30 protein-coding genes and 2 riboswitches are annotated in these 26,911 nt (G+C 43.4%); of the genes, 26 read left to right on the top strand and 4 right to left on the bottom strand.

Annotated elements, in window-relative coordinates; translation table 11 throughout:
- Positions 1-43: 43 nt before the first annotated feature.
- From R7O13_RS01445 to R7O13_RS01395, 11 genes are all read left to right on the top strand, one after another.
- Positions 44-1,390, top strand: a complete 1,347-nt coding sequence (locus tag R7O13_RS01445) for a magnesium transporter (RefSeq protein ID WP_005373641.1) — start codon at positions 44-46, stop codon at positions 1,388-1,390.
- A gap of 805 nt (positions 1,391-2,195) precedes the next feature.
- Complete coding sequence (gene codB / locus R7O13_RS01440; protein ID WP_318302788.1) at positions 2,196-3,434, top strand: cytosine permease; 1,239 nt, start codon at positions 2,196-2,198, stop codon at positions 3,432-3,434.
- Positions 3,435-3,443: 9 nt separating this feature from the next.
- Positions 3,444-4,721, top strand: a complete 1,278-nt coding sequence (locus R7O13_RS01435) for a cytosine deaminase (protein ID WP_318302787.1) — start codon at positions 3,444-3,446, stop codon at positions 4,719-4,721.
- Between the two features lie 248 nt (positions 4,722-4,969).
- Positions 4,970-5,608, top strand: coding sequence for an HD domain-containing protein (locus tag R7O13_RS01430; RefSeq protein WP_017819864.1), 639 nt, complete (start codon positions 4,970-4,972; stop codon positions 5,606-5,608).
- Positions 5,609-6,367: a helix-turn-helix domain-containing protein gene (locus tag R7O13_RS01425; protein WP_042522681.1), complete on the top strand. Its 759-nt coding sequence runs from the start codon at positions 5,609-5,611 to the stop codon at positions 6,365-6,367.
- 146 nt (positions 6,368-6,513) lie between these two features.
- Positions 6,514-8,367 (top strand): MFS transporter, encoded by a 1,854-nt coding sequence (locus R7O13_RS01420; RefSeq protein WP_318302784.1) that lies wholly within the window; start codon positions 6,514-6,516, stop codon positions 8,365-8,367.
- Positions 8,368-8,484: 117 nt separating this feature from the next.
- On the top strand, positions 8,485-9,102 hold the full coding sequence (locus R7O13_RS01415; protein WP_005373653.1) for a hypothetical protein: 618 nt from the start codon (positions 8,485-8,487) through the stop codon (positions 9,100-9,102).
- 104 nt (positions 9,103-9,206) lie between these two features.
- Positions 9,207-9,347: riboswitch (FMN riboswitch) on the top strand.
- 113 nt (positions 9,348-9,460) lie between these two features.
- Entirely contained in the window at positions 9,461-10,117 is a 657-nt protein-coding gene (gene ribB, locus R7O13_RS01410) for a 3,4-dihydroxy-2-butanone-4-phosphate synthase (RefSeq protein WP_005373655.1), read from the top strand.
- 105 nt (positions 10,118-10,222) lie between these two features.
- Complete coding sequence (locus tag R7O13_RS01405; RefSeq protein ID WP_054577749.1) at positions 10,223-10,768, top strand: glutathione peroxidase; 546 nt, start codon at positions 10,223-10,225, stop codon at positions 10,766-10,768.
- 10 nt (positions 10,769-10,778) lie between these two features.
- Positions 10,779-11,222, top strand: coding sequence for a DUF3429 domain-containing protein (locus R7O13_RS01400; protein ID WP_005396352.1), 444 nt, complete (start codon positions 10,779-10,781; stop codon positions 11,220-11,222).
- Between the two features lie 152 nt (positions 11,223-11,374).
- Positions 11,375-11,620: a hypothetical protein gene (locus R7O13_RS01395; RefSeq protein ID WP_005373664.1), complete on the top strand. Its 246-nt coding sequence runs from the start codon at positions 11,375-11,377 to the stop codon at positions 11,618-11,620.
- A 70-nt stretch (positions 11,621-11,690) separates the two neighbouring features.
- On the opposite strand, the gene R7O13_RS01390 is transcribed toward R7O13_RS01395, so the two are convergent.
- Positions 11,691-12,290 (bottom strand): thiol:disulfide interchange protein DsbA/DsbL, encoded by a 600-nt coding sequence (locus R7O13_RS01390; RefSeq protein WP_137282779.1) that lies wholly within the window; start codon positions 12,288-12,290, stop codon positions 11,691-11,693.
- Positions 12,291-12,373: 83 nt separating this feature from the next.
- Complete coding sequence (locus R7O13_RS01385; protein WP_005373669.1) at positions 12,374-12,754, bottom strand: hypothetical protein; 381 nt, start codon at positions 12,752-12,754, stop codon at positions 12,374-12,376.
- A gap of 278 nt (positions 12,755-13,032) precedes the next feature.
- Here R7O13_RS01385 and R7O13_RS01380 point away from each other — a divergent pair, with 278 nt between their 5' ends.
- The 10 genes from R7O13_RS01380 (at position 13,033) to R7O13_RS01335 (ending at position 22,064) form a co-directional block, all read left to right on the top strand.
- Positions 13,033-13,329, top strand: a complete 297-nt coding sequence (locus R7O13_RS01380) for an isoamylase early set domain-containing protein (RefSeq protein ID WP_053349287.1) — start codon at positions 13,033-13,035, stop codon at positions 13,327-13,329.
- A gap of 213 nt (positions 13,330-13,542) precedes the next feature.
- Positions 13,543-14,256 (top strand): response regulator, encoded by a 714-nt coding sequence (locus tag R7O13_RS01375; protein WP_005373673.1) that lies wholly within the window; start codon positions 13,543-13,545, stop codon positions 14,254-14,256.
- On the top strand, positions 14,256-15,554 hold the full coding sequence (locus tag R7O13_RS01370; protein WP_005373675.1) for an ATP-binding protein: 1,299 nt from the start codon (positions 14,256-14,258) through the stop codon (positions 15,552-15,554). The genes R7O13_RS01375 and R7O13_RS01370 overlap by 1 nt, the downstream gene beginning before the upstream one ends.
- 119 nt (positions 15,555-15,673) lie before the next feature.
- Positions 15,674-16,066 (top strand): hypothetical protein, encoded by a 393-nt coding sequence (locus R7O13_RS01365; protein WP_005385575.1) that lies wholly within the window; start codon positions 15,674-15,676, stop codon positions 16,064-16,066.
- 127 nt (positions 16,067-16,193) lie between these two features.
- Entirely contained in the window at positions 16,194-16,550 is a 357-nt protein-coding gene (locus R7O13_RS01360) for a diacylglycerol kinase (protein WP_017635149.1), read from the top strand.
- Between the two features lie 21 nt (positions 16,551-16,571).
- Positions 16,572-18,227, top strand: coding sequence for a phosphoethanolamine transferase (locus R7O13_RS01355; RefSeq protein ID WP_213866912.1), 1,656 nt, complete (start codon positions 16,572-16,574; stop codon positions 18,225-18,227).
- Between the two features lie 123 nt (positions 18,228-18,350).
- The gene (locus tag R7O13_RS01350) at positions 18,351-19,283 is read left to right on the top strand and encodes a Gfo/Idh/MocA family protein (protein ID WP_167416160.1); all 933 of its coding nucleotides are present in this window, start codon (positions 18,351-18,353) and stop codon (positions 19,281-19,283) included.
- A gap of 218 nt (positions 19,284-19,501) precedes the next feature.
- On the top strand, positions 19,502-19,933 hold the full coding sequence (locus R7O13_RS01345; protein ID WP_005373685.1) for a YccF domain-containing protein: 432 nt from the start codon (positions 19,502-19,504) through the stop codon (positions 19,931-19,933).
- 686 nt (positions 19,934-20,619) lie between these two features.
- Complete coding sequence (locus R7O13_RS01340; protein ID WP_017635147.1) at positions 20,620-20,958, top strand: hypothetical protein; 339 nt, start codon at positions 20,620-20,622, stop codon at positions 20,956-20,958.
- 257 nt (positions 20,959-21,215) lie between these two features.
- Positions 21,216-22,064 carry a patatin family protein gene (locus tag R7O13_RS01335; protein ID WP_054577745.1) on the top strand — a complete coding sequence of 283 codons (849 nt, stop codon included), beginning with the start codon at positions 21,216-21,218 and terminating at the stop codon, positions 22,062-22,064.
- Positions 22,065-22,206: 142 nt separating this feature from the next.
- On the opposite strand, the gene R7O13_RS01330 is transcribed toward R7O13_RS01335, so the two are convergent.
- On the bottom strand, positions 22,207-23,055 hold the full coding sequence (locus tag R7O13_RS01330; protein ID WP_222716423.1) for a pirin family protein: 849 nt from the start codon (positions 23,053-23,055) through the stop codon (positions 22,207-22,209).
- 401 nt (positions 23,056-23,456) lie between these two features.
- Here R7O13_RS01330 and R7O13_RS01325 point away from each other — a divergent pair, with 401 nt between their 5' ends.
- The 5 genes from R7O13_RS01325 (at position 23,457) to R7O13_RS01305 (ending at position 26,349) form a co-directional block, all read left to right on the top strand.
- Entirely contained in the window at positions 23,457-23,666 is a 210-nt protein-coding gene (locus R7O13_RS01325; RefSeq protein WP_005373691.1) for a cold-shock protein, read from the top strand.
- Between the two features lie 240 nt (positions 23,667-23,906).
- The gene (locus R7O13_RS01320; RefSeq protein WP_005373692.1) at positions 23,907-24,116 is read left to right on the top strand and encodes a hypothetical protein; all 210 of its coding nucleotides are present in this window, start codon (positions 23,907-23,909) and stop codon (positions 24,114-24,116) included.
- A 50-nt stretch (positions 24,117-24,166) separates the two neighbouring features.
- On the top strand, positions 24,167-24,307 hold the full coding sequence (locus tag R7O13_RS01315; RefSeq protein ID WP_005373694.1) for a PA3496 family putative envelope integrity protein: 141 nt from the start codon (positions 24,167-24,169) through the stop codon (positions 24,305-24,307).
- Positions 24,308-24,544: 237 nt separating this feature from the next.
- Positions 24,545-24,644, top strand: a riboswitch (purine riboswitch).
- 89 nt (positions 24,645-24,733) lie between these two features.
- Positions 24,734-25,750 (top strand): adenosine deaminase, encoded by a 1,017-nt coding sequence (locus R7O13_RS01310; RefSeq protein WP_213961399.1) that lies wholly within the window; start codon positions 24,734-24,736, stop codon positions 25,748-25,750.
- Positions 25,751-25,875: 125 nt separating this feature from the next.
- A complete protein-coding gene (locus R7O13_RS01305; RefSeq protein WP_005373699.1) occupies positions 25,876-26,349 on the top strand; it encodes a peroxiredoxin in 474 nt (157 codons plus the stop codon).
- Between the two features lie 50 nt (positions 26,350-26,399).
- Here the strand turns inward: R7O13_RS01305 and R7O13_RS01300 are convergent, their stop codons facing one another.
- On the bottom strand, positions 26,400-26,807 hold the full coding sequence (locus tag R7O13_RS01300; RefSeq protein WP_005373701.1) for an SPOR domain-containing protein: 408 nt from the start codon (positions 26,805-26,807) through the stop codon (positions 26,400-26,402).
- Positions 26,808-26,911: the final 104 nt, after the last annotated feature.

The following is a 26,911-nucleotide window of genomic DNA, read 5'->3' as shown; positions in this document are numbered from 1 at the left end:
CATGCCATACTTCCATAAAACGAATTAACTATCGGGGTACTCGGTGAGCAAGTTTCAAGATCTCTCCACTCTAATCCAGCAAATTGGCCAAGCCGAAGAAGCGGATCAAGTCGCAACGCTCAATGAATCTATTGAAGCGGGCCTCGAGCCCGGCGCGGTTGCCCTGATTCTAGAAGCCTTTCCAATCGACGATCGTGTTCGCTTATGGCGAGCTTTACCACTAGAGCTACATATCGACGTGTTAACGGAAATGCGTGCGGACGTACGTTTCTCTATCATCAACGCGTTATCTGAAGTCGAGCTAAAACTCACTCTCGCTAAACTCGACAACTTGTCGCTCATCGAATGGGCCGATTCGTTGCCAGAGTCGATCATCAACGAAGCGCTCTCGTTGATAGAAAAAGATGAGTTGGAACTTTACGATCAAGCAAACGAGTATGCTGATGAAGAACTCGGCCACTGGGCTGAACGTAAGATCATCACCCTGCCCTTCAACATTACGATTGGGACAGCTAAGCAGTTAATGGAGCGCTATAGCTACGACACGCCTCAACAGGTGTATCTGATTAATCGTAATAAACAGTATCGTGGAACGGTCAACTACTTCGATATCTTACGTGGTGACCCCGATACTCGCTTAAAAACACTCGTTATTGAGGCTGTGACGGTTCTAGACAGTAAAATGATGCTTCCTGAAGCGGTAGAGGCATTAGAACACAGCACACTGCCCGCTCTCCCTGTAACTGATGCAGACCAAACACTGATCGGTGAAGTCGATTGGCAGTTTGCATTGAGTACACAGCGTGAAATCTACGAAGCACGTTTGATGGCCGGTACAGGTATGGATGAAGGCGATGACTTGTTTGCGCCAGTATTAAAAAGCTCGCAAAAGCGCGGTGTTTGGTTAGGCATCAATTTGCTTACTGCGATTTTGGCGTCTGTCACTATCGGACTATTTGAAGATGTAATTGCGCAGGTGGTGGCTTTGGCGGTGCTCATGCCAATTGTTGCATCCATGGGGGGCATTGCTGGCAGCCAAACGCTCACTCTAATGATTCGTGCGATGGCGCTTAATCAGATCACCCCAGGTAACCGTTTCAAGCTATTGAAAAATGAGTTGGGTATTGGCTCTCTGAACGGCATTGCTTGGGCGTTAATCATCGGCGGGCTCGCCGGATTGTGGTTTCAATCTCCGGTTCTTGGGGGAACCATCGCGCTGGCCATTATCGTCAATATTATTACCGCAGCTTTATTTGGTGTGCTGATTCCCATTATTCTGGATAAGTTTAAATTGGACCCCGCTTTGGCTGGCTCGGTGATTCTAACAACAGTGACAGATGTAGTTGGTTTTTTCGCCTTTTTAGGAACGGCGAGTTTAGTCATGCTTTAAAAGGTTCATTGTTTATTAATCAATCATTAGCATAATAGAGTCAAATTGCATAACGCAGTTGCAAATTGCAAACATACTCAAACTTTAAGCAACGCATGTCACAGAAACTACGTATTTTAGGGCATATTAAAGTTGGCACAGTAACTGCATTATATAAATCGACCCTTCTTAAGCCGAGGGTCACCTAGCCAACTGACGTTGTTAGTGAACTTGATTTTGTTCACATGTATATAAGCCAATCGCACTCTTTGCGGTTGGCTATTTTTTTATGTGGCTATTGCCCTCTTATCCTCTGACCGAGCTCGGTTGTACTTTTCTTACCCACAACAGATTGTTTACTGTTTATAAAATTCAAATATTCGCCCACTAAACCATTAGAAATGCCAGCTTCAACAAAAATAAATCACCTACATAAAATAAAACCAAGAAAACACACCCAAAAAAAGAACAAATAACGTCCAAACCAAAAACCTCATCATGAAATCGTTTTCTTTTCATAGAAATCGACTGAACAATCCAGAGTTATAGATAAATTTAATCCATAAAAACAAATAGCAATTCAAAACATTCATTTCACATAGAAAACCTGTCTATAAATCATAGAAAATACGTAAAATCAAAATTTCCACCTTTAGAATTTAAAAATCAAACCATTGTTATTAAAAGAAAAAACACACATCAAAAACAAAGCAAACGTTTAAATTGCAATTTTATCATTGACTATTAAATTTACATCACGATAATACGCGCCGTTTGCCTGAAAATCAGGTGCTATAATTTAATATTTCAATGTGCGGAGGTAATAATGGCTGGAGACAATAACTACAGTCTTGGACCAGTTCCTAACACGGCCAGAAAAGGCGTGGCGTCACTTACAATGGTGATGTTAGGACTCACTTTTTTCTCCGCAAGTATGTGGACTGGGGGTTCTCTCGGTACTGGGCTCTCCTTTAATGATTTTTTCCTCGCTGTTCTCATCGGCAACCTAATCCTCGGTACTTACACTTCTTTCCTCGGTTACATCGGCGCTTCTACTGGTCTCTCTACTCACCTTCTTGCTCGTTTCTCTTTTGGTTCTAAAGGCTCTTGGCTTCCTTCCGCTCTTCTTGGCGGTACTCAAGTCGGGTGGTTTGGAGTTGGTGTCGCGATGTTTGCGATTCCGGTGCACAAAGCAACGGACATCGATACCAACACATTGATCCTTGTATCCGGTTTGCTCATGACCGCGACCGTTTACTTTGGAATCTCAGCACTGGTGGTGCTGTCAGCAATCGCCGTTCCCGCGATTGCACTACTTGGCGGTTACTCTGTCATCGAGGCAGTAAAGAGCGTTGGCGGTATTGGCGAACTACAACAAGTTCAACCAAGCGAGCCACTCGATTTTTCAATAGCACTCGCGATGGTTGTCGGCTCTTTTGTTAGTGCAGGTACGTTAACGGCGGATTTCGTACGCTTTGGCAAAAAGCCGCGCAGCGCCGTGATGATCACCATGGTGGCATTTTTCATCGGTAACTCGTTAATGTTTATCTTTGGCGCGGCAGGTGCGTCGGTGACGGGTCAATCAGACATCTCTGAAGTGATGATCGCGCAAGGTCTTCTTATTCCAGCTATCATCGTTCTTGGCTTGAACATCTGGACGACCAACGACAACGCGCTCTACGCATCGGGTCTTGGATTTTCCAACATCACAGGCTTACCAAGTAAATACATCTCAATGGCGAACGGTCTTGTTGGCACACTTTGCGCTCTCTGGCTCTACAATAACTTTGTTGGCTGGCTGACCTTCTTATCTTTGGCAATTCCACCGATTGGCGGTGTGATCATCGCTGACTTCTTCACGAACCGTAAACGCTACGCAAACTTTGAAGCCGCCCAATTCCAAAACGTTAACTGGGCTGGCATTATCGCTGTCGTGATTGGCGTTGGTGCGGGACACTTCCTGCCTGGCGTAGTGCCGATTAACGCTGTACTTGGCGGCGCAATTAGCTTCCTGATTCTTAATCCTGTTCTCAACAAAAAAGCACTGGCTACACAGCCAGCGTAAGGAACCATCATGACAACACTACTGATCAAAAACGTAACGCTAAAAGGACAAAAAGGTCTGCAGCAAATTTTGATTGAAGATGGTCAATTCAAGCGCATTGAAAGCAACGATGTGGAGCTTAGTCATAACGGTGACATCATCGATGCTGAAGGCGGTATGGCGGTTGCGCCTTTCTGCGAGCCACACATTCACTTAGATACAACTCAAACCGCAGGTGAGCCAAGCTGGAACATCTCTGGCACATTGTTTGAGGGTATTGAACGTTGGGCTGAGCGCAAAGAAATGCTGTCGATTGAAGACGTGAAAGCGCGCGCAAAACAAACCTTAAAATGGCAGATAGCAAACGGCGTACAACACGTTCGTACCCACGTCGATGTTTCAGACCCTACCCTAATTGCCCTAAAAGCGATGGTAGAAGTGCGTGAAGAGATGAAAGAATGGGTAGATATCCAAATCGTCGCCTTCCCGCAGGAAGGAATTCTCTCTTACCCAAATGGCAAAGAGCTGCTAGAAGAAGCCGTCAAATTAGGTGCGGACGTGATTGGCGCGATTCCACACTTTGAATTCACACGCGAATATGGCATTGAATCGTTGCACTACGTATTCGAGTTAGCGAAAAAATACGACCGCCTGATCGACGTGCATTGTGATGAAATCGATGACGAACAATCTCGGTTCGTTGAAACACTGGCAGCATTAGCGCACAAGTTTGATATGGGGAATAAAGTCACGGCCAGTCACACCACAGCGATGGGTTCCTACAACGGTGCATACGCATCTCGCCTGTTCCGTTTATTACGCATGTCCGGTATCAACTTCGTGGCAAATCCATTGGTGAACATTCACTTACAAGGACGTTTTGATGATTACCCAAAACGTCGCGGCGTAACACGAGTGAAAGAGATGCTGAATGCCAACATCAACGTCTGCTTTGGACACGATGATGTATTTGACCCTTGGTACCCACTAGGCACTGCAAACATGCTGCAAGTACTGCATATGGGTCTGCACGTGTGTCAGGTGATGGGTTACGACCAAATCAACAACTCACTGGATCTGATCAGCAACAATTCAGCACGTACACTGAACATTCAAGACAAGCACGGCATTGAAGAAGGCAAACCAGGTAGTTTACTGATTCTTCCCGCAGAAAATGTTTTTGACGCAGTACGTCGCCAAGTGCCGGTTCGTTACTCTGTTCGTCACGGTAAAGTGATTGCAGAAACACAGCCTGCGACAACTCATATTCATCTTGAACAAGCAGAGCAAGTAACGTTCAAACGCTAAAAAGATCGGCGAAACGAAAAAGGCCTGACGACATCGTCAGGCCTTTTTTCTACTGGTAAACATCACTGCTCGCTCTGTCTATTCTTGTCTCATAAACCACTGAACACATTGAAAGGCCATATAAAACGGCTCAGTACCAAACGTTGCACAAGGTTCTGGTGGCTGAATCTCAATTACACCATCGCACTTGGAAATTATTCTAAGCGTTGGGCATACTTCTGACTTCATTTTAGTTGTAGATATGAACCATGACGTCATTAAGCCAGATAGAACCGCAATTTTTGGAATTTATGCAGCAAGAGATGCAAGTAGATGCAGCTCATGATCTTAAACACGTAAAACGCGTGGTCAAAACAGCGAAACAGCTCTGCAAAGAAGAAAATGCAGACATCGCGATTGTATTACCGGCTGCCTATTTGCATGATTGCTTTACTTACCCGAAAGATCACCCAAATCGCAAAGAGAGCTCAATCATCGCAGCCAAAAAAGCGGTCGCATTTTTAGAGAGTATCGATTATCCGCAGCAATATCATGATGCCATTGCTCATGCGATAGAGGCACACAGCTTTAGCGCAAACATCAGGCCAAATACGTTGGAAGCCAAAATCGTCCAAGATGCCGACCGTCTGGACGCTTTAGGCGCAATTGGCGTGACGCGATGCATTCAAGTCAGCACTCAATTTAACGCGCAACTTTACAACGACAGCGATATATTTGCCGAAGAACGTGAACTTAACGATAAACAATTCACTCTGGATCACTTTCAAACCAAGTTATTCAAAATCGCTGAAACCATGAACACGGAGTCAGCGAGACGCGAAGCGCAAAAACGCAAAACCTTTATGCAAACGTACCTAGAGCAGTTACACGACGAGGTAACAGCGTAAATGTCAGAAAGCTATACGTTAATTAAAGAGCTTAAACGCCAACTAAAGTTAGCTGGGCTGCATTATGCGGATGTTGCACAACACCTTAATTTAAGTGAAGGAAGCGTCAAACGTTTACTCGCTGAAGGTCAGCACATTAGCCTTGAGCGCTTAGAACGAATTTGCCAATTGATTGGTTTAGAAATGGCGGAACTATTTAAGCTCGCGGCTGCGCACAATAAAGGTCTAGAGTCGCTAACGTTAGAGCAAGAAAAGCAGCTGGTTGACGATAAAGCCCTGCTGCTCGTGGCGATCTGTGTTGTAAATGGCTATCAGTTTGAACAAATCGTTCAGCAATATACCTTCAATGAGTTGGAACTGGTGCAAAAGCTTGCTCATTTGGATCGGCTGAACATCATCGACTTGCAGCCAAATAACAAAATTCGTTTGCGTATATCTCCGACATTTAAGTGGCAGATGGGCGGCCCTATTCAACGGTTCTTCCAACAGCAAGTTCAAGACGCCTTTTTCCAAAGCTACTTTTCTGGTGAAGATGAAAAGTTCTCCATGGCAACAGGATTGATGAGTGTACCAACCAACAAGAAGCTACAACAGAAACTGCAAAAGGTCATCGATGAGTTTTATCAGGCTTGCCAAAGTGATAGCTCTCTCGATATGGACGAAAAACACGGCACCTCTCTGATTATTGCGATGCGTCGCTGGACGTTCCCTCTGTTTGAACCATGGGAAAGAAAACTCACCAATAAGTCTCGCAATTAGTAACTCAATAAACAAATGGAAATAAAAGTAACGAATTTCGTTACTTTTGGTGGCATACAACGTCACTTGAAAGAGAAAGCTGGTTTAATCGTTCATTGAGCATAAAGTGCTCCCATCTCATTCGACTTTGTTTAATCGGGGCCCGTATGTTTTTCTCAAAACGCTTTTTTCCTTACTTTGTGACGCAATGCCTTGGCGCACTCAATGACAACATCTACAAAAACGTTCTGTTATTGATGGTGACATACAGCCAAATTGATAACCTACCAATATCCGTCAATCTATTCGTTAATTTGGCGGCAGGCTTATTCATCCTACCTTTCTTTCTATTCTCAGCGCATGCTGGTGCCGTCGCTGACAGCATGGACAAAGCCAAATTAATCCGACGTCTAAAGCTCATCGAGCTGGCTATCATGTCTTGCGCAGCAACCGCTATTGCCACCCAAAGTGCCATGCTGATGCTGGTTCTGCTGTTTATGACAGGCACTCAATCGGCCTATTTTGGCCCCGTGAAATACGCCTTACTACCACAAGCGCTCAAACCAAATGAGCTTGTTAAAGGAAATGCTTGGGTTGAAATGGGCACGTTCCTTTCGATTCTTATAGGTACGCTTAGTGCAGGCCTGCTGCTATCCATTCCTAATGGTACCTTGATTGCTTCTTGTGTCGTGATTACCTTGTCTTTGCTTGGGTTCATGAGCAGCGTGAATATTCCAGCGATGCCTAGCCAATCAAATGACAAAGCGAAGTTTGAACCGATTTCTGGTTTAAAGAACACGTTAAAAGTGGCAAAAAAGCAGAGAGGCATCTGGATGTCTATTCTTGCCATCAGTTGGTTCTGGTTCATGGGTGCGACTTACCTAACTCAATTCCCTAACTTCGCACGCGAACATTTGTTTGCAGACAGTACTGTCGTTTCTTTACTGTTGGCATTGTTTTCCATTGGTATCGCTACAGGCTCTTGGTTGTGTGAAAAGCTCTCTTTCAACCACGTTGAGCTTGGTATTTTGCCATTCGGTATCCTTGGACTGACAGTGTTTGGCGTCGACTTGCTATGGGCAGTCCCGAGTTATCCATCGCTTCCGGTGCACTTTTATGATGTGCAAAGCTTCGTTGCTGAATCCAAACATCTGCGCGTCATGATTGACCTGTTCCTTGTTGGTGTAAGCGGCGGTGTCTTTATTGTTCCTCTTTATGCGTTCATCCAATCGCGTTCAAACAAAGGGGAATGTGCACGTGCCATTGCTGCTAACAACATCATGAATGCGTTGTTTATGGTGGTGTCTGCTTTGGTTTCGATCGTTGTACTCAGCGTACTAGAGCTTTCTATTGTGGAACTGTTTGTCATGATGGCAATAGGTAACTTCTTCGTGGCAGTCTATGTCTATCGTCAAGTACCGGAATTCACACAACGCTTTATCAGTTATTTACTCAGCCATTGTATGTATCGTGTGTCCGTAAAGGGGCGCCAACATATTCCTGAACAAAGTGCTGCGTTAATCGTGGCTAACCATGTTAGCTATGTCGATGCATTGATTTTGATGGGAACCTCTACTCGCCCGGTTCGTTTTGTGATGGACAAGTCCATCAGCGAGCTACCTGTTCTTAAATATGTATTCCGTCATGCAGGTGTTATCCCGATCTGTTCTCCACGTAAGTGTGCCGACACTTACCGACGAGCATTTGAACAGATTGAACAAGCACTTAACGACGGTGAGGTTGTCTGTATCTTCCCTGAGGGTCGTTTAACGTCTAACGGTCAATTGGGTGAGTTTCGCCCTGGTGTAGAGAAAATCCTTGAACGTAACCCTGTTCCTGTCATCCCTATGGCGTTAAAAGGGCTTTGGGGTTCTTTTTTCAGCCACAAAGGCGGACATGCTCTCACAAAACGACCGACTCGTTTTTGGTCAAAAGTGGATGTTGTTATCGGTAAAGTGTTAAGTCCTGCGTCTTTAAATCGTCATCAATTGCAACAACAAGTACAGGATTTACTGGGCTGAGTCGCTTGCTACAGCAGTCAAACTTTGCAGCAAAACGTAAATATGCACCACAAAGCACAAGTAGTTTCTTGTCAATTAGAGTAGGATATCTACGACGTCATAAATCTAGGAGGTATTATGAAAATCATCATCTTACATGGTCTTTATATGCATGGGCTGGTCATGCAGCCTCTTAGCCAAAAGCTGAGAAAACTCGGATACGAAACGCAAGTACTCAGCTATAACACTGTTGCTATCGATGAGTCTTCACTGTTTGATTCTATTGATCATTCGCTTAATCCACTGACCACAAACGTGCTCGTGGGACACAGCTTGGGGGGCTTGATGATTAAGCGCTATCTCGCCAACAGAAAACCGAGCACTAACTTAATCTCTCATGTTGTCGCTATCGGTTCGCCTCTTAAAGGCGCGTCCATTGTAGGTCGAATTCAAGATCTCGGATTGGGTGCAATTTTAGGCAATTCGCCACACCACGGATTAAACAAACATGATGACGCCTGGGATTTCCCTCAAAAACTCGGCAGTATCGCAGGAACGATGCCGATTGGCGCTCGCCCATTGTTGATCCGTAATGACAACACCATGTCGGACGGTACCGTTACCGTAGAAGAGACAAGACTGGACGGTATGCAAGATCATATCGAAGTGAAGCAAACGCATACGAGCCTGATTTACAACACCTTCGTGCCGCAGCAGATTGATCACTTTATTCGCACAGATTATTTCCGTCGATAGCACACTTTTCCATCATACAGATGGAATCGACTTTCCAAGCTATTCAGTTCGCAGTACTATCCTAGCTCCACTTCTTCACAACTTGGATGAAGTGGTACATTTTTAATTGTTCTCAGGGCGGGGCGAAATTCCCCACCGGCGGTATACTTTTTCAAGTGAGCCCGCGAGCGCTCGATTCGTCGAGGTCAGCAGATCTGGTGAGATGCCAGAGCCGACGGTTATAGTCCGGATGAAAGAGAATAAGAATACACCAGCATAGCGAGTCAGATCGCTAAGAATGCTGGTGCACTTCTTTTTGATCGTATTTTACGGCGATCTCTCATACCGCCCTGATTCTGGTGAAATTTAGGAGTTAACCATGAATCAGTCATCACTACTTGCCGAATTCGGCGACCCAATTACTCGCGTTGAAAACGCACTTATCGCTTTAAAAGAAGGCCGTGGCGTACTGCTTCTTGATGATGAAGATCGCGAAAACGAAGGCGATATCATTTATTCAGTCGAGCACCTCACTAACGAGCAAATGGCATTGATGATCCGCGAATGTAGCGGCATCGTTTGTTTGTGCTTAACAGATGCTCAAGCAGACAAACTGGAACTGCCTCCTATGGTGGTAAACAACAACAGCGCAAACCAAACCGCATTTACGGTTTCTATTGAAGCGAAAGTTGGTGTAACAACGGGTGTTTCAGCTGCAGACCGCGTAACGACCATTAAAACGGCGGCAAACCCGCACGCAAAACCGGAAGATCTTGCTCGCCCGGGTCACGTATTCCCTCTGCGCGCACGTCCAGGTGGTGTAATGACTCGCCGTGGTCACACAGAAGGTACGATTGATCTGATGCAAATGGCAGGGCTTCAACCCGCTGGCGTACTGTGTGAAGTGACCAATCCAGATGGCACGATGGCAAAAGCACCGGAGATCGTAGCATTCGGTCGCCTCCACAACATGCCGGTACTGACGATTGAAGACATGGTAATGTACCTGAACCAGTTCGAGTTGAAACTGGCATAGTCAGATCTCAGCTCTTGAAAAAAGCCGCGCATTTGTGCGGCTTTTTTGATCGATCCTCTTTGCACTTGAGTAGTTATACTTATTGAAAACAAGGGGAACAACACCATGAAAGGATTACTGAAACTCGCCGCTCTCGTTAGCTTTCTCTCCATGAATTCGCTTGCTCTTGCATCTGAGTGCCCTGATATTCTTCAAGGTAAGCAAAGGTTGTTAAACTCAACGGAAGAAGTCGATCTATGCGAAAGCTTTAAGGGAAAGACACTACTAATCGTCAATACAGCAAGCCAGTGCGGCTTCACTCCTCAGTTCGAACAGTTAGAAACCCTCTATCAAACTTACAAAGACCAAAACTTCACCGTTATCGGTTTCCCGAGCAATGACTTTCGACAAGATAGAGGAAGCGAAACAAACACAGCGAAAGTCTGTTATCTCGATTACGGGGTCACCTTTCCAATGATGGCTCGCTCTTCAGTATTAGGTGTAGATGCGAACCCAGTCTTCAACCAGATTACTAACCAAGCAGGCATAAAACCAAAATGGAACTTCTACAAGTTTCTAATTAGCTCTGAAGGTAAAGTTATTGCTACTTTTCCAAGCTCCACATCACCGACAAGTACTACGCTTACCAATATGATAGAGCAACAATTGTAAGGTGACGACCATGACAACACGCTCAACCATGCTACAACTCGGTTACTTAGGCCTGGTTCCATTTGTGTTTAGTTTAGGGCTGATTTTCACTGACATCTCACTCTTCAATTTAAGTGGTCAGCAATTTTTCATCGCATATAGCGCCGTTATATTAAGTTTTTTATCCGGCATCCTTTGGGGTAATGGCATTGAGCATTACTACCACCGCCTTAGCCGAAATATATTAATTCTCAGCAACCTTTTTGTCTTACTAGCTTGGGGCGCACTACTGCAGGGCCACAAACATTACGCAGTCGCAACCCTACTCTTAGCAATTGGGTACCTTGCTGTTTGGTATGCAGAAAAGCTCGTGAGGAAAGTCGAACAAGACGCCGAGCCCAAGGGATATCAAGGAATGAGGAGCAAACTGACCTTCGGCGTAATCGTAATGCACGGATTGGCTTTAGTTTCATAACCTGGTCTGTCCAGTACTAAGATCACAAAAAAACGTCTTTTTATAAAACAATGTTCATTTCGTGAATGCACACATATTTTGAACACTGTTTTGTTTCATTTATGAATCAATCCACATATAAGTAATTCAAAGCATTCACAAAGGATATGAATATGTTTTTTCGCAAACTTTTGTTTAGCACTGCGATGATCAATGCAACGACAGGTTGCGTGTCTTACCAGGCACAACAAGCCGCCGCTCAAACAGTAAATAATACAGGCGCTGTGCTTACCAATGTGATTAAAACTACGATTGCTCAGCCATGTAATGTTGCAATCACTGCTGCTAGCTTGTTTTATCCGCATGCCATATTTATGACTAGTGTTCCGACTCAAGCATGTACAAGCGTTCTTAGATAATACGAGTGTGATAAGCATAAAAAATGGCGACTCTACTGTCGCCATTTTTAAGCTTCAATGCTATTTATAGTTACAGCGTCAATAAGTAATTAACTAATTGATTGTACTCGTCGTAAGTACGAATTTCGTTGGCCAAAACAATGTATTTATTGTTCACAACCACACCCGGAACCCCTCTTAACGTGCTGGCAGAGAATTGCTTATCAAAACCTTTCTGCATTGAGTTTACGGCGAAACTGTTGTAAGCCGCATCAAACTTCTTACCTTCTACGCCATTATCAACGAAGAGTTGTTTCAGCTCAGCTTCGTCTTTTGGCGCTTGTCGCTTTTGATGAATTTGGGCAAACATGGCAGGAATCATTGTATCTTCAACCCCGAGCGACACCATCGTCGCGTAGGACTTGGCCATCGGAATCGCCATATCTCCGCCCATGAACCCCACATGTACCTTTTCAAACTTTGCCTCTTTTGGCAGAGCAGGTTTTAAACGCTCAATAAGCGACTCAAACTTGTAGCAATGTGGGCAATAAAAAGAAAAGAATTCCGTCACAACAGGTTTCGATGCTTTCTTAACATCCAGAACTTTGTAGTGCTTCCCTTCTTCAAATTGCGCTGCATGAGCGGTAAAAGTCAGTAAAATTGCACTACATAAGGCAAGTAGTTTTTTCATTGTTTATTTCCTTGTGGCATTCAAATGCCAAATCATTTCATTTGGTAAAAAGGGGTAAACCCCAAGTAATTTGAGATGAGGAATTAAACAATCGGAGGACGATAAAGCTTGGTGATCACTGTCACTACTTTTTCGACTAGAGGCCTATCAATCAAAGCAAGGCTATAAGGAAGAAGCAGTAAGTCGTTTTGAGATAAGTTGGCGGGAATTTTGACCATGCAGGAAGAGCTACAACTCGTGTGAGATTGTTGTGCCTTATTGATGGCTGACTCATCGTGATGTGATTCTACGCAGTCGTCATTGACGCCAAGTTGTTTGTGCAGAGCAGCCTGTTGAACAATAAGATCGCGTACTTCAATTGTTTTCATCGGAGCGGAAGCCTGCGCCACAGGAGCGACACTACTCAAAAGCATAGCAACTAAGCAAACTATCGCAGTCAACAATGTACGGTTAAACTTCAACATAGCTACATCAAGGAAAATGGTGATTTAAGATAATACATGATAACGGTTTGACTTCAAGATACGGACTCTCGGCTCGCTAACAAACTCTGTTCTTTGACTATTTTAGGCTAGTGAATTTTCTCTCTAACGCTCCCTCAGTACACGAAACCAGCACAACGAGCTATTCACCGTTCGGATACTCCCCTCATCAGATACCAGCAACAATTCGATAAAACTTGAAATCATTATGAAACACGAGTAATAGTTAGAACAGTTTTTGTACGAACAAGGAAAGATCAATGCTTAAAAAAAGATTCTTTAAGACAAAAGATGAAGTCGAAGTCACGTTCGAGCTAGATAAAGATCAGTGGGACTCTGTCCAAATTGCTGGAGACTTCAACAACTGGCAGCCAGAACCGATGAAATTAGTGAAGAAAAGTCGTCAGTTTAAATTTAAAACCCGCTTACCTAAAGCGCGGAATGTTCAGTTCCGTTACTTGCTCGATGACGCGAAGTGGGAAAATGACCCACAAGCTGATGCTTACGTTCCAAATGCATTTGGCAGCGACAACAGCGTCGTATGTACCACCGAATAAGCGGTAATTTCGCTTTAAGATTCCATACCTAGGCGCAAACGTTGCGCCTTTTTACATCTCTCGAAATGTGATTGGTGATTAGATTTAAATCATTAATTGGCAATTTTATCCAATTAACTCATCCGATAACCTTATTCTGAGAAAGCTTTATTTGAAATAATTCGTAAATTTGTTTAAGTTCCATTGATATTAAATATTGTATACATCACTTAAATGAACGCACAACAAATCAAACCATCTCTAATCATTGTGGAAGACGATCCCAAATTACAAACTATGTTGGGTGAGTATTTTGTTGAACAAGGTTTTCAGGTCAAATGTATCGACAATGGGACGGACGCACCCAATGCGATTATTGACACACAACCAGACGTGGTGCTGTTAGATTTGATGCTACCCGGGCAAGATGGTCTGAGTGTATGTCGTCAAATCCGAGAATGCTACAAAGGCAAAGTGTTGATGCTAACAGCAAGTGATGATGACTTCGATCATGTCGCCGCATTAGAAATAGGCGCAGATGACTTTGTTACTAAACCCATCAAACCTCGCGTATTGCTGGCTCGTATTCGCATGCTATTAAGAAGAAAAGAGGCGGCGCCTACCGAGTCCGAAAACGGCCTACAAATTGGTGTTCTGTGTTTAAACCGGTTGCGTAAATCGTGCGTAATGAACCAAGAAGAAATTGCGCTGACAGACGGCGAGTTCGATTTGTTGTGGGTTCTTGCAACGCATGCTGAAAAAACACTATCACGCGAGTGGCTGACCAAAACACTGCGTGGTATTGAATACGATGGAACAGACCGCACCATTGATAATCGCATAGTGACACTGAGAAAGAAGCTAGGCGATGCTTCTTGCTCACCACAAAAAATCATTACCGTTCGCGGCAAAGGCTACCTATTTATGCCTGATGCATGGAATGAATAATGAGACGTATTTATCTGGAAAGCTTTGTTGGCCTTATCATTCTGTTTATGGCTAGCTTGTGGGGATACGAGTTCTTAGTTTATGAGATCAACACAGATTATGACTACCTATTACAAGAGCATGAGGGTCAAGCTTTTCACGATCTGATCTATCCTATCTATAAAGAACACGGATTAGAATATACTCAACAACAGTTGGAACAATTTGCCACATCAAGCCATCGTTTGTTGGTGCCTCATACGCTTGAAGAGCTTCCAACAGACATCAAAAAGGCGTTTGAAAGTGATACCTCCGTTAACGTCGCTTACGATGAAGAAAGGGATATCTGGTTCCGCCTAGATGCGAGTACGCCTATCTTTAAAATGAGCGATAATCCGAATAGTCCTGTGGTTAAAGCAGCCAACTTTGATGACAATATAGTTTGGTTGTTCTTTTTAGCTGGATTTGCTCTGTATTGCATATTGTTGATCTGGTTCTTAAGCCGTCGGATTCGAGAGCTAGAGAGAGTGACCGTTGAGTTTGCCTCAGGTAATTTCAAGGCTCGAGCTAGTACCTCAAGCGCTAAGTCTGTTGGGACGTTAAACAAAAGCTTTAACACGATGGCCGATAAAGTATCTCGCTTGATCACTAGCAATAAAATGCTAACTAACGCCGTTGCACATGAATTGCGTACCCCAATCTTCCGCTTACAATGGCAAGCAGATTTGTTATCGGATTCAACCTTAACTGAACAACAGAAAAAGTATGTTTACAGTATCGTCGAAGACATTGACGAGATGGAAGAAATGGTTGAAGAATTGCTTTACTACGCAAAGATGGAGCGTCCTGACACAGCATTACAAACTCAAGAAGAAGTCGTCCTATTCAACTTAGTCAAAGAGTTACGACAGAGATGGCAAAAAGAGACTACGCTCGCTATCTCGCTTCAAGAAGTAAACTCAGAAAACGTTCTCGCGTTTGCTGACCCAAAATTGTTAAAGCGAGCCTTAGATAACTTGCTGCGCAATGCAATGCGGTACGCAGATAAGCAGATTTTAGTAGAGATAAAACACGATCAGCACCGCTGCTTCATCAATGTTCATGATGATGGCATAGGTATTGAAGAAAAGCATTGGCCTCATCTATTCGAACCATTTTACAGCGCGGATGAATCTCGCAACAAAAAGACGAGCGGGTTTGGGCTCGGTTTGGCGATTGTCAGACAGATAATGGAGCTTCAACGTGGAGAAGTTTCGATTTGCCATAGCCCACTTGGAGGAGCTTGCTTCACACTTAGCCTCAAAAAATCAGACAGTTAACTTAACCTTCCTACCCCGTTTACAGAAGACGACACTTCAATACACTCAAGCGACAGAGCCCAACAATAAAACAGTGTACATTTAATCCATAAGATTCACACACTAAATGGATAGTACTCATGTATAAATCTTTTATCCTGATTATGGCGCTTACTTCTACGCTTACAGCTTGCGCCTACAACCAAAAACCTGTCGTCGACATGACCAATGTCGACCCTAGTACATATGAACAAGACTTTCTTTACTGCCAAGGCTATGCAGAAAATGTCGACAAATCAGAGGCAGCGAAATCTGAAGCCACTAATGGGGCAGTTACAGGCGCATTGATCGGCGCAGCTGCTGGTGCGCTAGAAGACGGATTAGGTGGAGCGGCTGTCGGTGCTGCTGCCGGCGGTGCTGTAGGAGCTGGAGCTGGTGCTTTGAGTGGAACAAATGATTCAACCAAAACTCAATCTCTCGTATTGCGTAAATGCCTCCAGCACAAAGGCTATACCGTCTACGATCTTGATTAAATAAGCACTTTTCTTAAATTATCGCGCGATGGATTCTATTCACAAATGTTTCACGCTGTAACGATTAATCTCGTTACCTCTCTGGGATATGTGTTCCATCCCAATGCTTAAATAGTAAGGTCATATTTTGAAGCCAGGTAAAACAGGTATACGCCGTGTCATGGATGCGACCGGCTATTCATTTCAAGGATTGAAAGCCGCATGGACACACGAAGCCGCTTTTAGACAAGAATTGATTCTCGCCTTGGTGCTTTCCGTCTGTGCTTTTTTCCTTCCTGTCACCACATACGAAAGAGTGCTGATGATCAGTAGCCTGTTCTTGGTATTGATCGTCGAACTCATTAACTCCGCCGTAGAAGCGGTTGTCGACCGTGTTAGCGATGACTGGCACGAGCTCAGTGGTAGAGCCAAAGATATTGGCTCAGCAGCAGTATTTGTTGCGTTAACTCTTGCCCTTTTTATTTGGGCTTCGTTCTTGCTCTAATTTTTATTCAAGACACTCATTATGAAGACACATGATTTACAACAGAGAGGTATCTCTTACGTTACCTTTACTTTCCTGTTGGCGCTGTATTTCGCTCTCGTCGTAAATATCCCTATTTATAAAGAACTGATCGGCATCTTTACACACTTAGATAATGTCAAGATTGGATTTATTATCACAATACCAATTTTCTTTCTTGCCGCGCTCAATTTCCTTTTTAATTTATTTAGTTGGCCTTGGATCGGCAAGCCGTTCTTTATAATTTTAATCATTGTTTCAAGTATGGTGAGCTACGCAAGCTATAACTATGGCACACTTTTCGATTCTGGAATGATTGCCAATATTGTTGAAACCGATTCGAGCGAGGCGAGTTCTTACCTGAGTGCTCACTCTGTAATTTGGACGCTGATTATGGGAGTTATCCCATCGATAATTGTCTTTAAGGTCAAGCTGCAATCTCAACGTCACCAATTACTGTACTTCTCTGTTACCAAATTAGTATCGATGCTGTCGTCGCTAGCTGTCATCGCCGTCATTGCCAGCGTGTACTATCAAGACTACGCATCTGTAGGGCGCAACAATAGCCACCTAAAAAAAATCATCATACCCACCCAGTTCGTTTACAGCACGACCGGGTATGTGAAGGAGAAATATTTCACCACGCCAGAGCCATATCGAGAAATCGGCACAGATGCAAAGCAGTCAGATAGCGCCGTACAGCAAGCACAGCGCAAACCAACACTACTGGTTTTTGTCGTAGGAGAAACCGCTCGAACGCAGAACTACCAACTCAATGGCTATACACGAGAGACAAACCCTTATACTAGTAAATTGGATGTTATCTCATTTCAAGACGTCGCATCTTGTGGCACCGCGACTGCTGTATCTGTGCCTTGTATGTTTTCACAGCTCACGCGAAACGAGTTTGAACGCACCAAAGCGGATAACCAGGACAATGCTCTCGATATAATGCTGCGCGCTGGGGTTGACCTCATTTGGAAAGAAAATGACGGTGGGGATAAAGAAGTAGCCCACAAGATCAAGAAAATTGAAGTGGATCGAAAGCAAGTAAGCCCTATGTGTAATGGCCAAACTTGTTACGACATGGCGCTATTAGATCATTTTGATCAGGAAGTCGCGGATATGCACGGTAACCGAGTGGTCGCCATGCACCTTATAGGAAGCCACGGTCCGACCTATTTTCAGCGTTACCCAAGAGACAACGCCTTCTTTAAACCAGACTGTCCACGTGCAGATATCGAAAACTGTAGCATCGAACAAATAGTGAACACATATGACAATACCATACGCTACACCGATCTTGTATTGGCAGAAACCATCAAAAAACTTAAAGCGTTAGAGTCTGAGTATAATACCGCGCTAATTTATATATCGGATCACGGTGAGTCACTAGGCGAAAATGGATTGTTCTTACATGGTATGCCTTATGGCCTTGCACCAGATTTCCAAAAACGCGTTCCTTTGATCATGTGGCTGTCTTCGGGCTTTAAACAAGCGAAGCAGATCAATACCGACTGTTTGTATAAACAAGCACAGAATGCAGGCCAATACTCACATGATAACGTATTCCACTCTTTATTAGGCATTATGGATGTACAAACTCAAGCCTACGATAGCAAGTTAGATATATTCAAAGCCTGCCGAGCCGTTTCCTGAATCATTCAATAAAGCCTGGCTCAAAGTGTGAATCAGGCTTTTTCTAACAAGGTATTTAAACTCATCGCCGCGCCAAGCGTTATACTGACAGTCCGCGATCCATACATCGAGATAAGGACTAGGATGAAAATTGGTATTATTGGTCTAGGGGATATCGCTCAGAAAGCATACCTTCCTGTTATCACTCAGCTTCCAAATATCGAACTTGTATTTTGTACCCGCAACCCAAACACACTTGAGAGCCTGGCTAAGCAGTATCGAATCTCAGAGATCTGCCAAGACTACCAGCAACTTCTACACTTTGGCGTCGATGCCGTCATGATTCATGCGGCAACAAGCGTACACCCTCAAATAGCGGCATTTTTTCTGCAGCATGGAATTCCAACCTTTGTCGACAAACCATTAGCGAACAGTGCTGATGACGTGGAAAAGCTGTACGACATTGCCGAAAAAGAGAGACAGCCACTCTATGTGGGCTTTAACCGTCGTCACATTCCACTTTACAACCAACATATGCCACAAGTGCAGCAAGGCAACATATCTGACTTAAAGTCGCTACGCTGGGAAAAGAACCGTCACCAACTACCGGGGGATGTTCGTACCTTTATATTTGATGATTTTATTCACCCATTAGACAGCGTTAACGTCACAGCCAAAGCCGATCTAAGAGATGCTTATGTAACTCATCAACTTGAAGGTGGTCAGTTGGCGCGTTTAGATATTCAGTGGCAACATGGAGATACTTTGCTCCACGCCTCGATGAATCGCCACTTCGGTATCACTACAGAGCGCGTTCAAGCTTGTTATGCAAACAAGGCAGTTGAGTTCGACTCCTTCGTTGAAGGCAAACTATGGCAAGCTAACCAAGAGCAAAAAATCAATTTGAAAGACTGGACGCCAATGCTGACGAGTAAAGGTTTCCATTCGATGTTGCTCGATTGGTTTGGCGTCGTTGAGTCTGGAAATATTGCTGATGAAGTAGTAACACGCAACATTGCCAGCCATCGATTGGCAGAGCAAATTTGTCAATATCTCGAGAAAGTTGTCTCTAGATAATGCGATTCTTGGCTATATGCTTGATTGAGTATTACGCTCTATACTAAAAAGACTTGCCTTAGGGAAGGCATTCATTCTCTGTTAAGACTACGGCGATTATTCTATCAATCAGGTCAATGAGGGCACGAAAGCACACATCGACAAAACAGACGGTTTAGATTTGTTTTACGGTGCTCTCAGGTATCTGGATCATCACATTCAAGAATAAAGGAAATAGAATGAGAACACTTGGTAACATCATTTGGTTTGTATTTGGTGGCGTATTTATGGGGTTGCTATGGTGGTTTTTTGGTATTTTGGCCTTTATTAGCATCATCGGAATACCTTGGGGGCGTGCGTGTATCGTTATGGGTAATTTTTCCTTTTTCCCATTCGGTAAAGAGGCCATCTCACGCGATGAATTGACCAATGAAATGGACATTGGCACGAGTCCGCTCGGCGTTATTGGTAACGTCCTTTGGTTTGTATTTGCAGGCCTTTGGTTAGCTATCGGTCACGTACTTTCTGCCGCAGCATGCTTTGTCACCATAATCGGCATTCCGTTTGCGCTCCAACACCTCAAACTAGCGGTTATTTCACTCGCACCAATTGGTAAAACGGTTGTATCGTCTGAAGAAGCTGCAATGGCTCGATACAACATCAATCGTTAGCAAAAAGCTAATGCACTTTCTATCCTCTGGGCAGTCATGCTCAGAGGGTAACGCCCGTCAAAAGTAAGCCTATAATCGCTATCGCATATTCAATAATGGCTGATTGTATATTCATACCGTCACCTTTACGTTGAAGTTTATCCTAGCTCAGCACTGCTTTACTTTTATAATTAATACGCCCAATCGAGTTCAAGATGCTAGACTCATAGCGTCGTCACTGACTCAAACTCCAAGAACGACGTAACGAAAAAGCGAGCTATCCTATGCTCGAAATATGGGTTCTTTCCCCCTCGAAGTAGAGTTCAACAACAAAAAGACGAACTATAATCATAGCCAAGATTAATGCTTTTCGACCTAAAATATCTCACATCAATCAAAGAAAGCTTCTAAGATTTTCTCTTTTTGAGTAAATATAGAGAGTTACAGTAGCGAAATTCTTCTCGGTAAAACTCCCCACTCAATCTCATGATCAGTTTTTTTAAAAAACAACAAAAATTCGTTGTTATCTAGAGTAATTATTTTATTTGTCGCAGAGCAATTCCATCAATATCATTTGCGACATCGGAGTGCTAGAGCATTGAACTTTTTAGCATTTATCACAGGTATAGAACGTAAAAAACCTTTTATTACTTATTTTTCTTTTTACATATGTTCTAACTCAACGTCTATTCAGACAGGAATATACCGTGGATAAATATCAAGCAGCTTATGCTAAACGTCTAGAGAAACTAAATGGGGATCCATCTCCTAAAACGATAGCCCGCCTTTCGGCTTGGGATGCGTTTTTTAACAAGGAGTACGAGCTCCAAGACTTGGAATACCAGCTATCGGACGCTGCGCACCAGCACTATGAACAGTCGCATGCGAAGAGCGACATTAGCTTCAAAGAATTCAAACGAGCGTTCTATAATGAATCCATCAAAATTTACAATTTAACTGATGGCGCTTCTATCCAGAAAGTATTCACCCCATTACTTTTGCTTACAACGCTCTGGATAGTGTTTGTATGCCTATTTAACAAGTGATCATCAAACTATTCCAACAACGATCAGTATGGGACTACAGGTATGGCTCTATGTAAGGGGGCTAATTCGCTCGGTCTCCTTCACTAAATTAGCGACTCAATTACCCGCAATTCCATAGGCTAAAAGTGACAAGGGCATCCGTTGATGCCCTTTTTATTCAAAGGAACGCAACCTAGACCTTTGGCCCACTTGGGTATAAAACCATTATGCGTTAAGCTGCACGCTATTATCCGATTGATAAAGAGTGGAGCGAAGTGATGGAAAAAGTAGGCTCTCGAGCATTGATTGTCGAAGGTGGAGCCATGCGAGGCGTATTTTCATGCGGCATACTCGATCATTTTCTTGCTAGCGAGTTCTCTCCATTTGATAGCTTTTGGGGAGTGTCTGCGGGTGCTAGCAACTTGGCTGCCTACTTAGCTAAAATGCCCGGACGTAACTTAAAAATCTACCTCGATTACAGCTTAAGAAAAGAATTTATCTCTCCATCTCAACTTCTACGTGGTGGTGATATGATGAACTTAGACTGGATGTGGAATGTCACCCTCGAAGAACTTGGCATCGATAAATCTGCGCTCAAAGCTGATTCACGACCTTTCTTTTTAGGCGTGACGCGTCAAGACAATGGGCAAGCGGAGTACCACCTTCCTGATGTCGACGACTTGGCAGAAACAATGAAAGCCAGCAGCGCACTGCCTGTACTTTACCGAAATGGCGTATCACTGAACGGAATTCAATACGTTGATGGTGGCGTCTCAGACGCACTTCCTGTTGCAGAAGCAATAAAGCGAGGAGCCAAAAAGATTATGGTTTTACGCAGTCAGCCCGCAAGCTATCAAAAGCCAAGAGGAAGATTCAGCGCCCTAACTAAGAGGATGTTGAAAGAAACGCCCGGATTAATTGAACCGATGTTGACACGTGAAGTTCGCTACAATCAGACCTTAGCGCTGATCAACAACCCTCCACCTGGTATCGAAATCATTCAAGTGTGTCCTCCTGAAACATTCAAGTTGAAACGGCTGAGTCGATCGCCAGCACCACTGCGTCATGCTTATGAGTTAGGAATTGAAGCAGGAAAGGAAGCCATCATACGTTGGAGTCAGAAGTAGAAAAAAGCCACGTGGATTAAACGTGGCTAACGCAAATTCGATGGCAGTGGATTATCGTATTTGCTTCTGGTCGAGCCCAATATTCAGGCTCAAAACTGTTTTAATTTGCTCGCTAACTGAAAAAGCGAGTAGGCTGTCAAAACTAGTAAGTTTCAAACAACCCAGAGTTGTAGTCTTGGATGGCTTGTTCTATCTCTCCCATGCTATTCATGACAAAAGGGCCATAATGCACCACGGGTTCATTAATTGGCTCACCAATAAAGATCAGTGCACCACTCTCTTTTTCGGCCTGCAATTCAACCCATTCACCTTTCGATAAAATGGCCATTTCACCTTGATTGATCTCACGACCTCTTAATTGAATACGACCTTTATAGACATAGAGCATCATGTTGTTATCTTGCTCCGTGTTCAAATTCAAAGCTTGACCACCCATCGCTCTCCAATCGGCTACCGTGGCAGCAACACCTGTCTCTGTTAGCGGCCCCTGAATTCGTTCGTTGTTTATAGTCATATGACCCGCAATCAAACGTACAACCCCCGTATTCGGAGTATCAAACTCAGTGATCGTTTCAGGTTGAAAGTCATGATATTGAGCTGGCTGCATCTTATTTTTCGCAGGCTGGTTAATCCAAATTTGGAAACCATGCAGTTCGCCTTCCTTCATAATAGGCATTTCGCTATGGATGACGCCTCTTCCTGCTGCCATCCACTGTGCACCACCGGAACGAAGCTCGCCAACATTATCCATATGATCACGATGCTGGAAATGACCTTTCAACATATAAGTAAGCGTCTCGATACCGCGGTGCGGATGCGGAGGGAAACCGCCGATATAGTCAGCACGGTCTTCTGATTTGAGTTCATCCATCATCAAAAATGGAGAAAAGCTAGCATGATTGAAACCCGCTACTCGGCGAATTTTCACTCCATCACCATCAGCAGTAGGTTGCGCAGGAATAAGCTGACGAATTTCTCTGAATTTACTCATACTAGTTCTCCTAGTTTATCTTTGTGACCGCTTGCAAATCGCATGTTCAATCTATGGCTATCGATAAGGTTCTATTTTAGGTTGATGAGCTAAAATTATGAGCCATACTATTCGTTCTACTTATTCAACTTTTTCGAACAATACAATTTATCGAGTTAATAATGAGCACATTTAATTTATCTAAAATAAATGTAGCTATTTTCTAAACAAGGTGTATAGTGTGCCTTGGCTCTTAGAAGAGAGCTGTTAATGCAACATTTAGTTTAAGTTTCCTCTCAGTAAAATCTTGAATCCCCAATTCAGACACCTGCGTACAACTTCCTCTTGATTGAACATTCAATAGCTTAGAAAAGATCCACAAAACAAATCATAATTTTAATGTTTAATTCAAAGGTATTTTTATGTCTAAAGTAACTGGTTCAGTAAAATGGTTTAACGAAACTAAAGGCTTCGGTTTTCTATCTCAAGACAACGGCGGCCAAGATGTATTCGTACACTTTAACGCTATCGTTTCTGACGGTTTCAAAACACTGACTGAAGGTCAGAAAGTAAGCTTCAATGTAGAGCAAGGTAAAAAAGGTCCTCAAGCGACTGAAGTAACTCCTCTATAAGACTGCTTTTCTTGGTGTAGCATGCCCATGCTGCACCAAACCTCTCTCCTTCTAAAATATTCTTTCATCAATCATTCAGCCTAATTTTAGGCATTGCTTTGTGCTATCTAAAATAAACTGAATAGTACTGCTTAATTTATTATTTATAGGAAAAATCATGTCTTCAAAAAGAACTGGCCGTCAAAGACATTGGTATCAATTACTTAACAAAGAGAAAATCACTAAAAAACAGGAGAATAAATGTTAGAAATTGAATTTAATTTAGAACAACCTCAAACCTCTTGGAACGCTAAAATACATCAATTAAATGGTGATATTTTACGAAGACACGTATTACCGAAACTTCTTTCTCATAGCTTTATGATCGATTTTGAATATTGTGAGAAAACGCAATCTGGAACTATTCTCTGTGACTCAGGTTCAAAGTTAGGAAGTTTTACTGTTAACTAATTCAGTTTTCATGCATTAATGGATAATTCAACTAATTTGGAAGGTATCCAATGGCTAGAAAAAGTAAGAAGCAGTCAGAAAAAGACAAAAAAGAGTCTGAACAAAACGCGGCGGCGATAAAGCAGAAAACTCGACGCCGCATAGAAGACATTATGGAACAAAGAGAATTTGATAAGTTATTCGATCTATAAATGCTCTCTAGTGCTTTCTCTGCCTTTATCGTTGTGCAAGTTACCGCCACCTACCTTTGCTCAAACGAATCTCCACTCTTTTAGACTACTCTTCTAATTACACGTGCCTCTCACACACGCAAAAACAACTGGCTCCTCTATACTCAAGTGACTTGCAAATAGTCGTTTCGCTCACAGGAAACCCCGTGACTAATGACAGTTAGGTTATTTGCGTATAGCCAAAGCGATATTTTTGCGTATAATCCCTCTCGTTTGCTTCGTATAACCCCAATGATATGGTTTGGGGGTCTCTACCAGTTCCCGCAAAGTGCTGATTACGAAGAGTTGAGATCATCGTGGGTCTTACTCTTTGTGATAGCGTTCGATTTATTTCTATCTATACCTATTCTTAGAGTAACTGCATCCACAGTACACATAAGGTGGAATATGAACGCATTTATTCAAGGTCTTCCAAAAGTAGAGCTGCACTTACATATCGAAGGTTCACTTGAGCCGGAACTCTTATTCAAATTAGCAAAACGAAACGGCATCGAGATCCCTTACTCTTCTCCGAGTGAACTGCGCAGCGCATATCAGTTCACAGACTTACAATCATTTCTCGACCTCTATTACCAAGGAGCGGGAGTTCTGCGTACGGAGCAAGATTTTTACGATCTCACTTGGGAATACTTACTGCACTGTAAAGAAGACAACGTTATTCATACCGAAATCTTTTTTGACCCTCAAACACACACAGAACGCGGCATAGACTTTGACACTGTTATCAATGGAATCGCTCGCGCGCTAAAAGATGGTCACGAAAAACTTGGCATTACCTCGCAAATTATTGCGTGTTTTCTCCGTCACCTTTCAGAAGAGAGCGCCATAGAGACCCTACAGGCTATTCTGAAACACCGTGATAAGATCATTGGTGTTGGACTAGATTCTTCAGAACAAGGTCATCCGCCAGCTAAATTCAAGCGCGTATTTAAACAAGCAGTAGAAGAAGGCTTACTTACCGTTGCTCACGCAGGTGAAGAAGGCCCCGCACAAAATATTAGCGATGCCATTGAAATGCTTTACGTGAGCCGCGTGGATCACGGTGTTCGCTGTGTTGATGATGAAGCATTAGTTGAATCCTTAATCGAAAGCCAAATGCCACTGACAGTGTGTCCGTTATCGAATCTTAAGCTATGTGTATTCGACGATATGAAAGATCACAATGTTGTGGATTTGCTACGAAAAGGTGTCGCCGTAACGATTAACTCAGACGATCCTGTGTACTTTGGTGGCTACATGACGGATAACTTTCTGGCCGTCAACAACGCACATCCAATGAGTAAGAGTGAACTTGCCCAATTTACAATGAACGCGATTGATGCCAGCTTTATCGATAACGAGTTAAAGGCGAAATATCGTCACCTTGTTAGCCAATACGTAAACCAGCACGAAGCGTTGCAATAAAGGCATAGTGCCACGCCTTAGGTCAAACGCGTAGGTATTAAAACCCTACAAAGACTCTGTGGTTAACCGCATTTATAAACGCTAGACTGAGAAAGCTAAACTAGCACACAAAAAGGAATAGAATCATGATTCAACAAGGCCAAGCTCTACCAGTTGCAACTCTAAGTGAGTTGACTGCCGATGGTATGGTTAACCACGACGTTACAGAACTGTTTGCGAACAAGAAAGTCGTACTCTTTGCTGTACCTGGCGCATTCACCCCTACCTGTTCAGAAGCTCATCTACCAGGCTATGTGGTATTAGCTGATGAGCTAAAGGCAAAAGGTGTTGATTTAATTGCTTGCGTTTCTGTAAACGATGCATTTGTGATGCAAGCGTGGGGCGAAGCTCAAAACGCTTCTGAGATTCTGATGTTGGGTGATGGCGACGCTAGCTTTACTAAAGCATTAGGTCTTGAAATGGATACAGGCGGCTTTGGTGGTATTCGCTCACAACGTTACGCGATGATCATTGAAAACGGCACAGTGACTAAGCTTAACGTTGAAGAGCCAAAAGAGTTTGAAGCAAGCAAAGCAGAAACGATTTTAGCGGCGCTTTAAGCTTACTCCTAAATACAAAAACGGAAGCCATCGCTTCCGTTTTTTGTTGGCTAACGCATTCTCACAACACTCGTTTGTTGCTTACGCTGCATTTCCGCAAAAGTCAGCACAAACGGGGATGACTGCTTTACACGGCTTGGTAATGAAGAAAGCGCATTGTAGGCATCCTGTTTCGTTTTAAAATCACCAACAGTTACCGTATACCAACGCGTGCCTCGGCTGTTTTTCCAGTTAACCCAAACCGGATGCTTAGGATCGATATAGCGAATATAATCTTTCACATCTTTTTCTTGCTTCAGCGCGAGTACCTGCATCGTGTAATGGTTTGGGTTTAAATAACCATATGCATCCTGAGAGGTCATGACTCCAACACATTGGCCGCTATCGACCTCCTGCTGGTAAGGCATAGCGCAGCCCATGAGCGATAAAATCAATGTCAAAGATAAAATCTTGTGCACGTGTCACTCCATTCTTGTTCTAGTTTCTTTTCTCTCGCACCCAAAAACACAAAACGCTCTTGGTCAGGTAAAAACACACCCTTACAAGAAGGCCTGCGTTTTAA

It is taken from the genome of Vibrio sp. Y176 (assembly GCF_033438945.1).
Note: the sequence above shows the minus strand (reverse complement) of the source record. Positions and strands in the feature narration are given on the sequence as shown.

Bases quoted from the DNA above. Each gene is read 5' to 3' on its own strand.
- codB (WP_318302788.1), top strand. From the start codon at position 2,196: ATGGCTGGAGACAATAACTACAGTCTTGGACCAGTTCCTAACACGGCC.
- R7O13_RS01435 (WP_318302787.1), top strand. From the start codon at position 3,444: ATGACAACACTACTGATCAAAAACGTAACGCTAAAAGGACAAAAAGGT.
- R7O13_RS01430 (WP_017819864.1), top strand. From the start codon at position 4,970: ATGACGTCATTAAGCCAGATAGAACCGCAATTTTTGGAATTTATGCAG.
- R7O13_RS01425 (WP_042522681.1), top strand. From the start codon at position 5,609: ATGTCAGAAAGCTATACGTTAATTAAAGAGCTTAAACGCCAACTAAAG.
- R7O13_RS01420 (WP_318302784.1), top strand. From the start codon at position 6,514: ATGTTTTTCTCAAAACGCTTTTTTCCTTACTTTGTGACGCAATGCCTT.
- R7O13_RS01415 (WP_005373653.1), top strand. From the start codon at position 8,485: ATGAAAATCATCATCTTACATGGTCTTTATATGCATGGGCTGGTCATG.
- ribB (WP_005373655.1), top strand. From the start codon at position 9,461: ATGAATCAGTCATCACTACTTGCCGAATTCGGCGACCCAATTACTCGC.
- R7O13_RS01405 (WP_054577749.1), top strand. From the start codon at position 10,223: ATGAAAGGATTACTGAAACTCGCCGCTCTCGTTAGCTTTCTCTCCATG.
- R7O13_RS01400 (WP_005396352.1), top strand. From the start codon at position 10,779: ATGACAACACGCTCAACCATGCTACAACTCGGTTACTTAGGCCTGGTT.
- R7O13_RS01395 (WP_005373664.1), top strand. From the start codon at position 11,375: ATGTTTTTTCGCAAACTTTTGTTTAGCACTGCGATGATCAATGCAACG.
- R7O13_RS01390 (WP_137282779.1), bottom strand. From the start codon at position 12,290: ATGAAAAAACTACTTGCCTTATGTAGTGCAATTTTACTGACTTTTACC.
- R7O13_RS01385 (WP_005373669.1), bottom strand. From the start codon at position 12,754: ATGTTGAAGTTTAACCGTACATTGTTGACTGCGATAGTTTGCTTAGTT.
- R7O13_RS01380 (WP_053349287.1), top strand. From the start codon at position 13,033: ATGCTTAAAAAAAGATTCTTTAAGACAAAAGATGAAGTCGAAGTCACG.
- R7O13_RS01375 (WP_005373673.1), top strand. From the start codon at position 13,543: ATGAACGCACAACAAATCAAACCATCTCTAATCATTGTGGAAGACGAT.
- R7O13_RS01370 (WP_005373675.1), top strand. From the start codon at position 14,256: ATGAGACGTATTTATCTGGAAAGCTTTGTTGGCCTTATCATTCTGTTT.
- R7O13_RS01365 (WP_005385575.1), top strand. From the start codon at position 15,674: ATGTATAAATCTTTTATCCTGATTATGGCGCTTACTTCTACGCTTACA.
- R7O13_RS01355 (WP_213866912.1), top strand. From the start codon at position 16,572: ATGAAGACACATGATTTACAACAGAGAGGTATCTCTTACGTTACCTTT.
- R7O13_RS01350 (WP_167416160.1), top strand. From the start codon at position 18,351: ATGAAAATTGGTATTATTGGTCTAGGGGATATCGCTCAGAAAGCATAC.
- R7O13_RS01345 (WP_005373685.1), top strand. From the start codon at position 19,502: ATGAGAACACTTGGTAACATCATTTGGTTTGTATTTGGTGGCGTATTT.
- R7O13_RS01335 (WP_054577745.1), top strand. From the start codon at position 21,216: ATGGAAAAAGTAGGCTCTCGAGCATTGATTGTCGAAGGTGGAGCCATG.
- R7O13_RS01330 (WP_222716423.1), bottom strand. From the start codon at position 23,055: ATGAGTAAATTCAGAGAAATTCGTCAGCTTATTCCTGCGCAACCTACT.
- R7O13_RS01325 (WP_005373691.1), top strand. From the start codon at position 23,457: ATGTCTAAAGTAACTGGTTCAGTAAAATGGTTTAACGAAACTAAAGGC.
- R7O13_RS01320 (WP_005373692.1), top strand. From the start codon at position 23,907: ATGTTAGAAATTGAATTTAATTTAGAACAACCTCAAACCTCTTGGAAC.
- R7O13_RS01315 (WP_005373694.1), top strand. From the start codon at position 24,167: ATGGCTAGAAAAAGTAAGAAGCAGTCAGAAAAAGACAAAAAAGAGTCT.
- R7O13_RS01310 (WP_213961399.1), top strand. From the start codon at position 24,734: ATGAACGCATTTATTCAAGGTCTTCCAAAAGTAGAGCTGCACTTACAT.
- R7O13_RS01305 (WP_005373699.1), top strand. From the start codon at position 25,876: ATGATTCAACAAGGCCAAGCTCTACCAGTTGCAACTCTAAGTGAGTTG.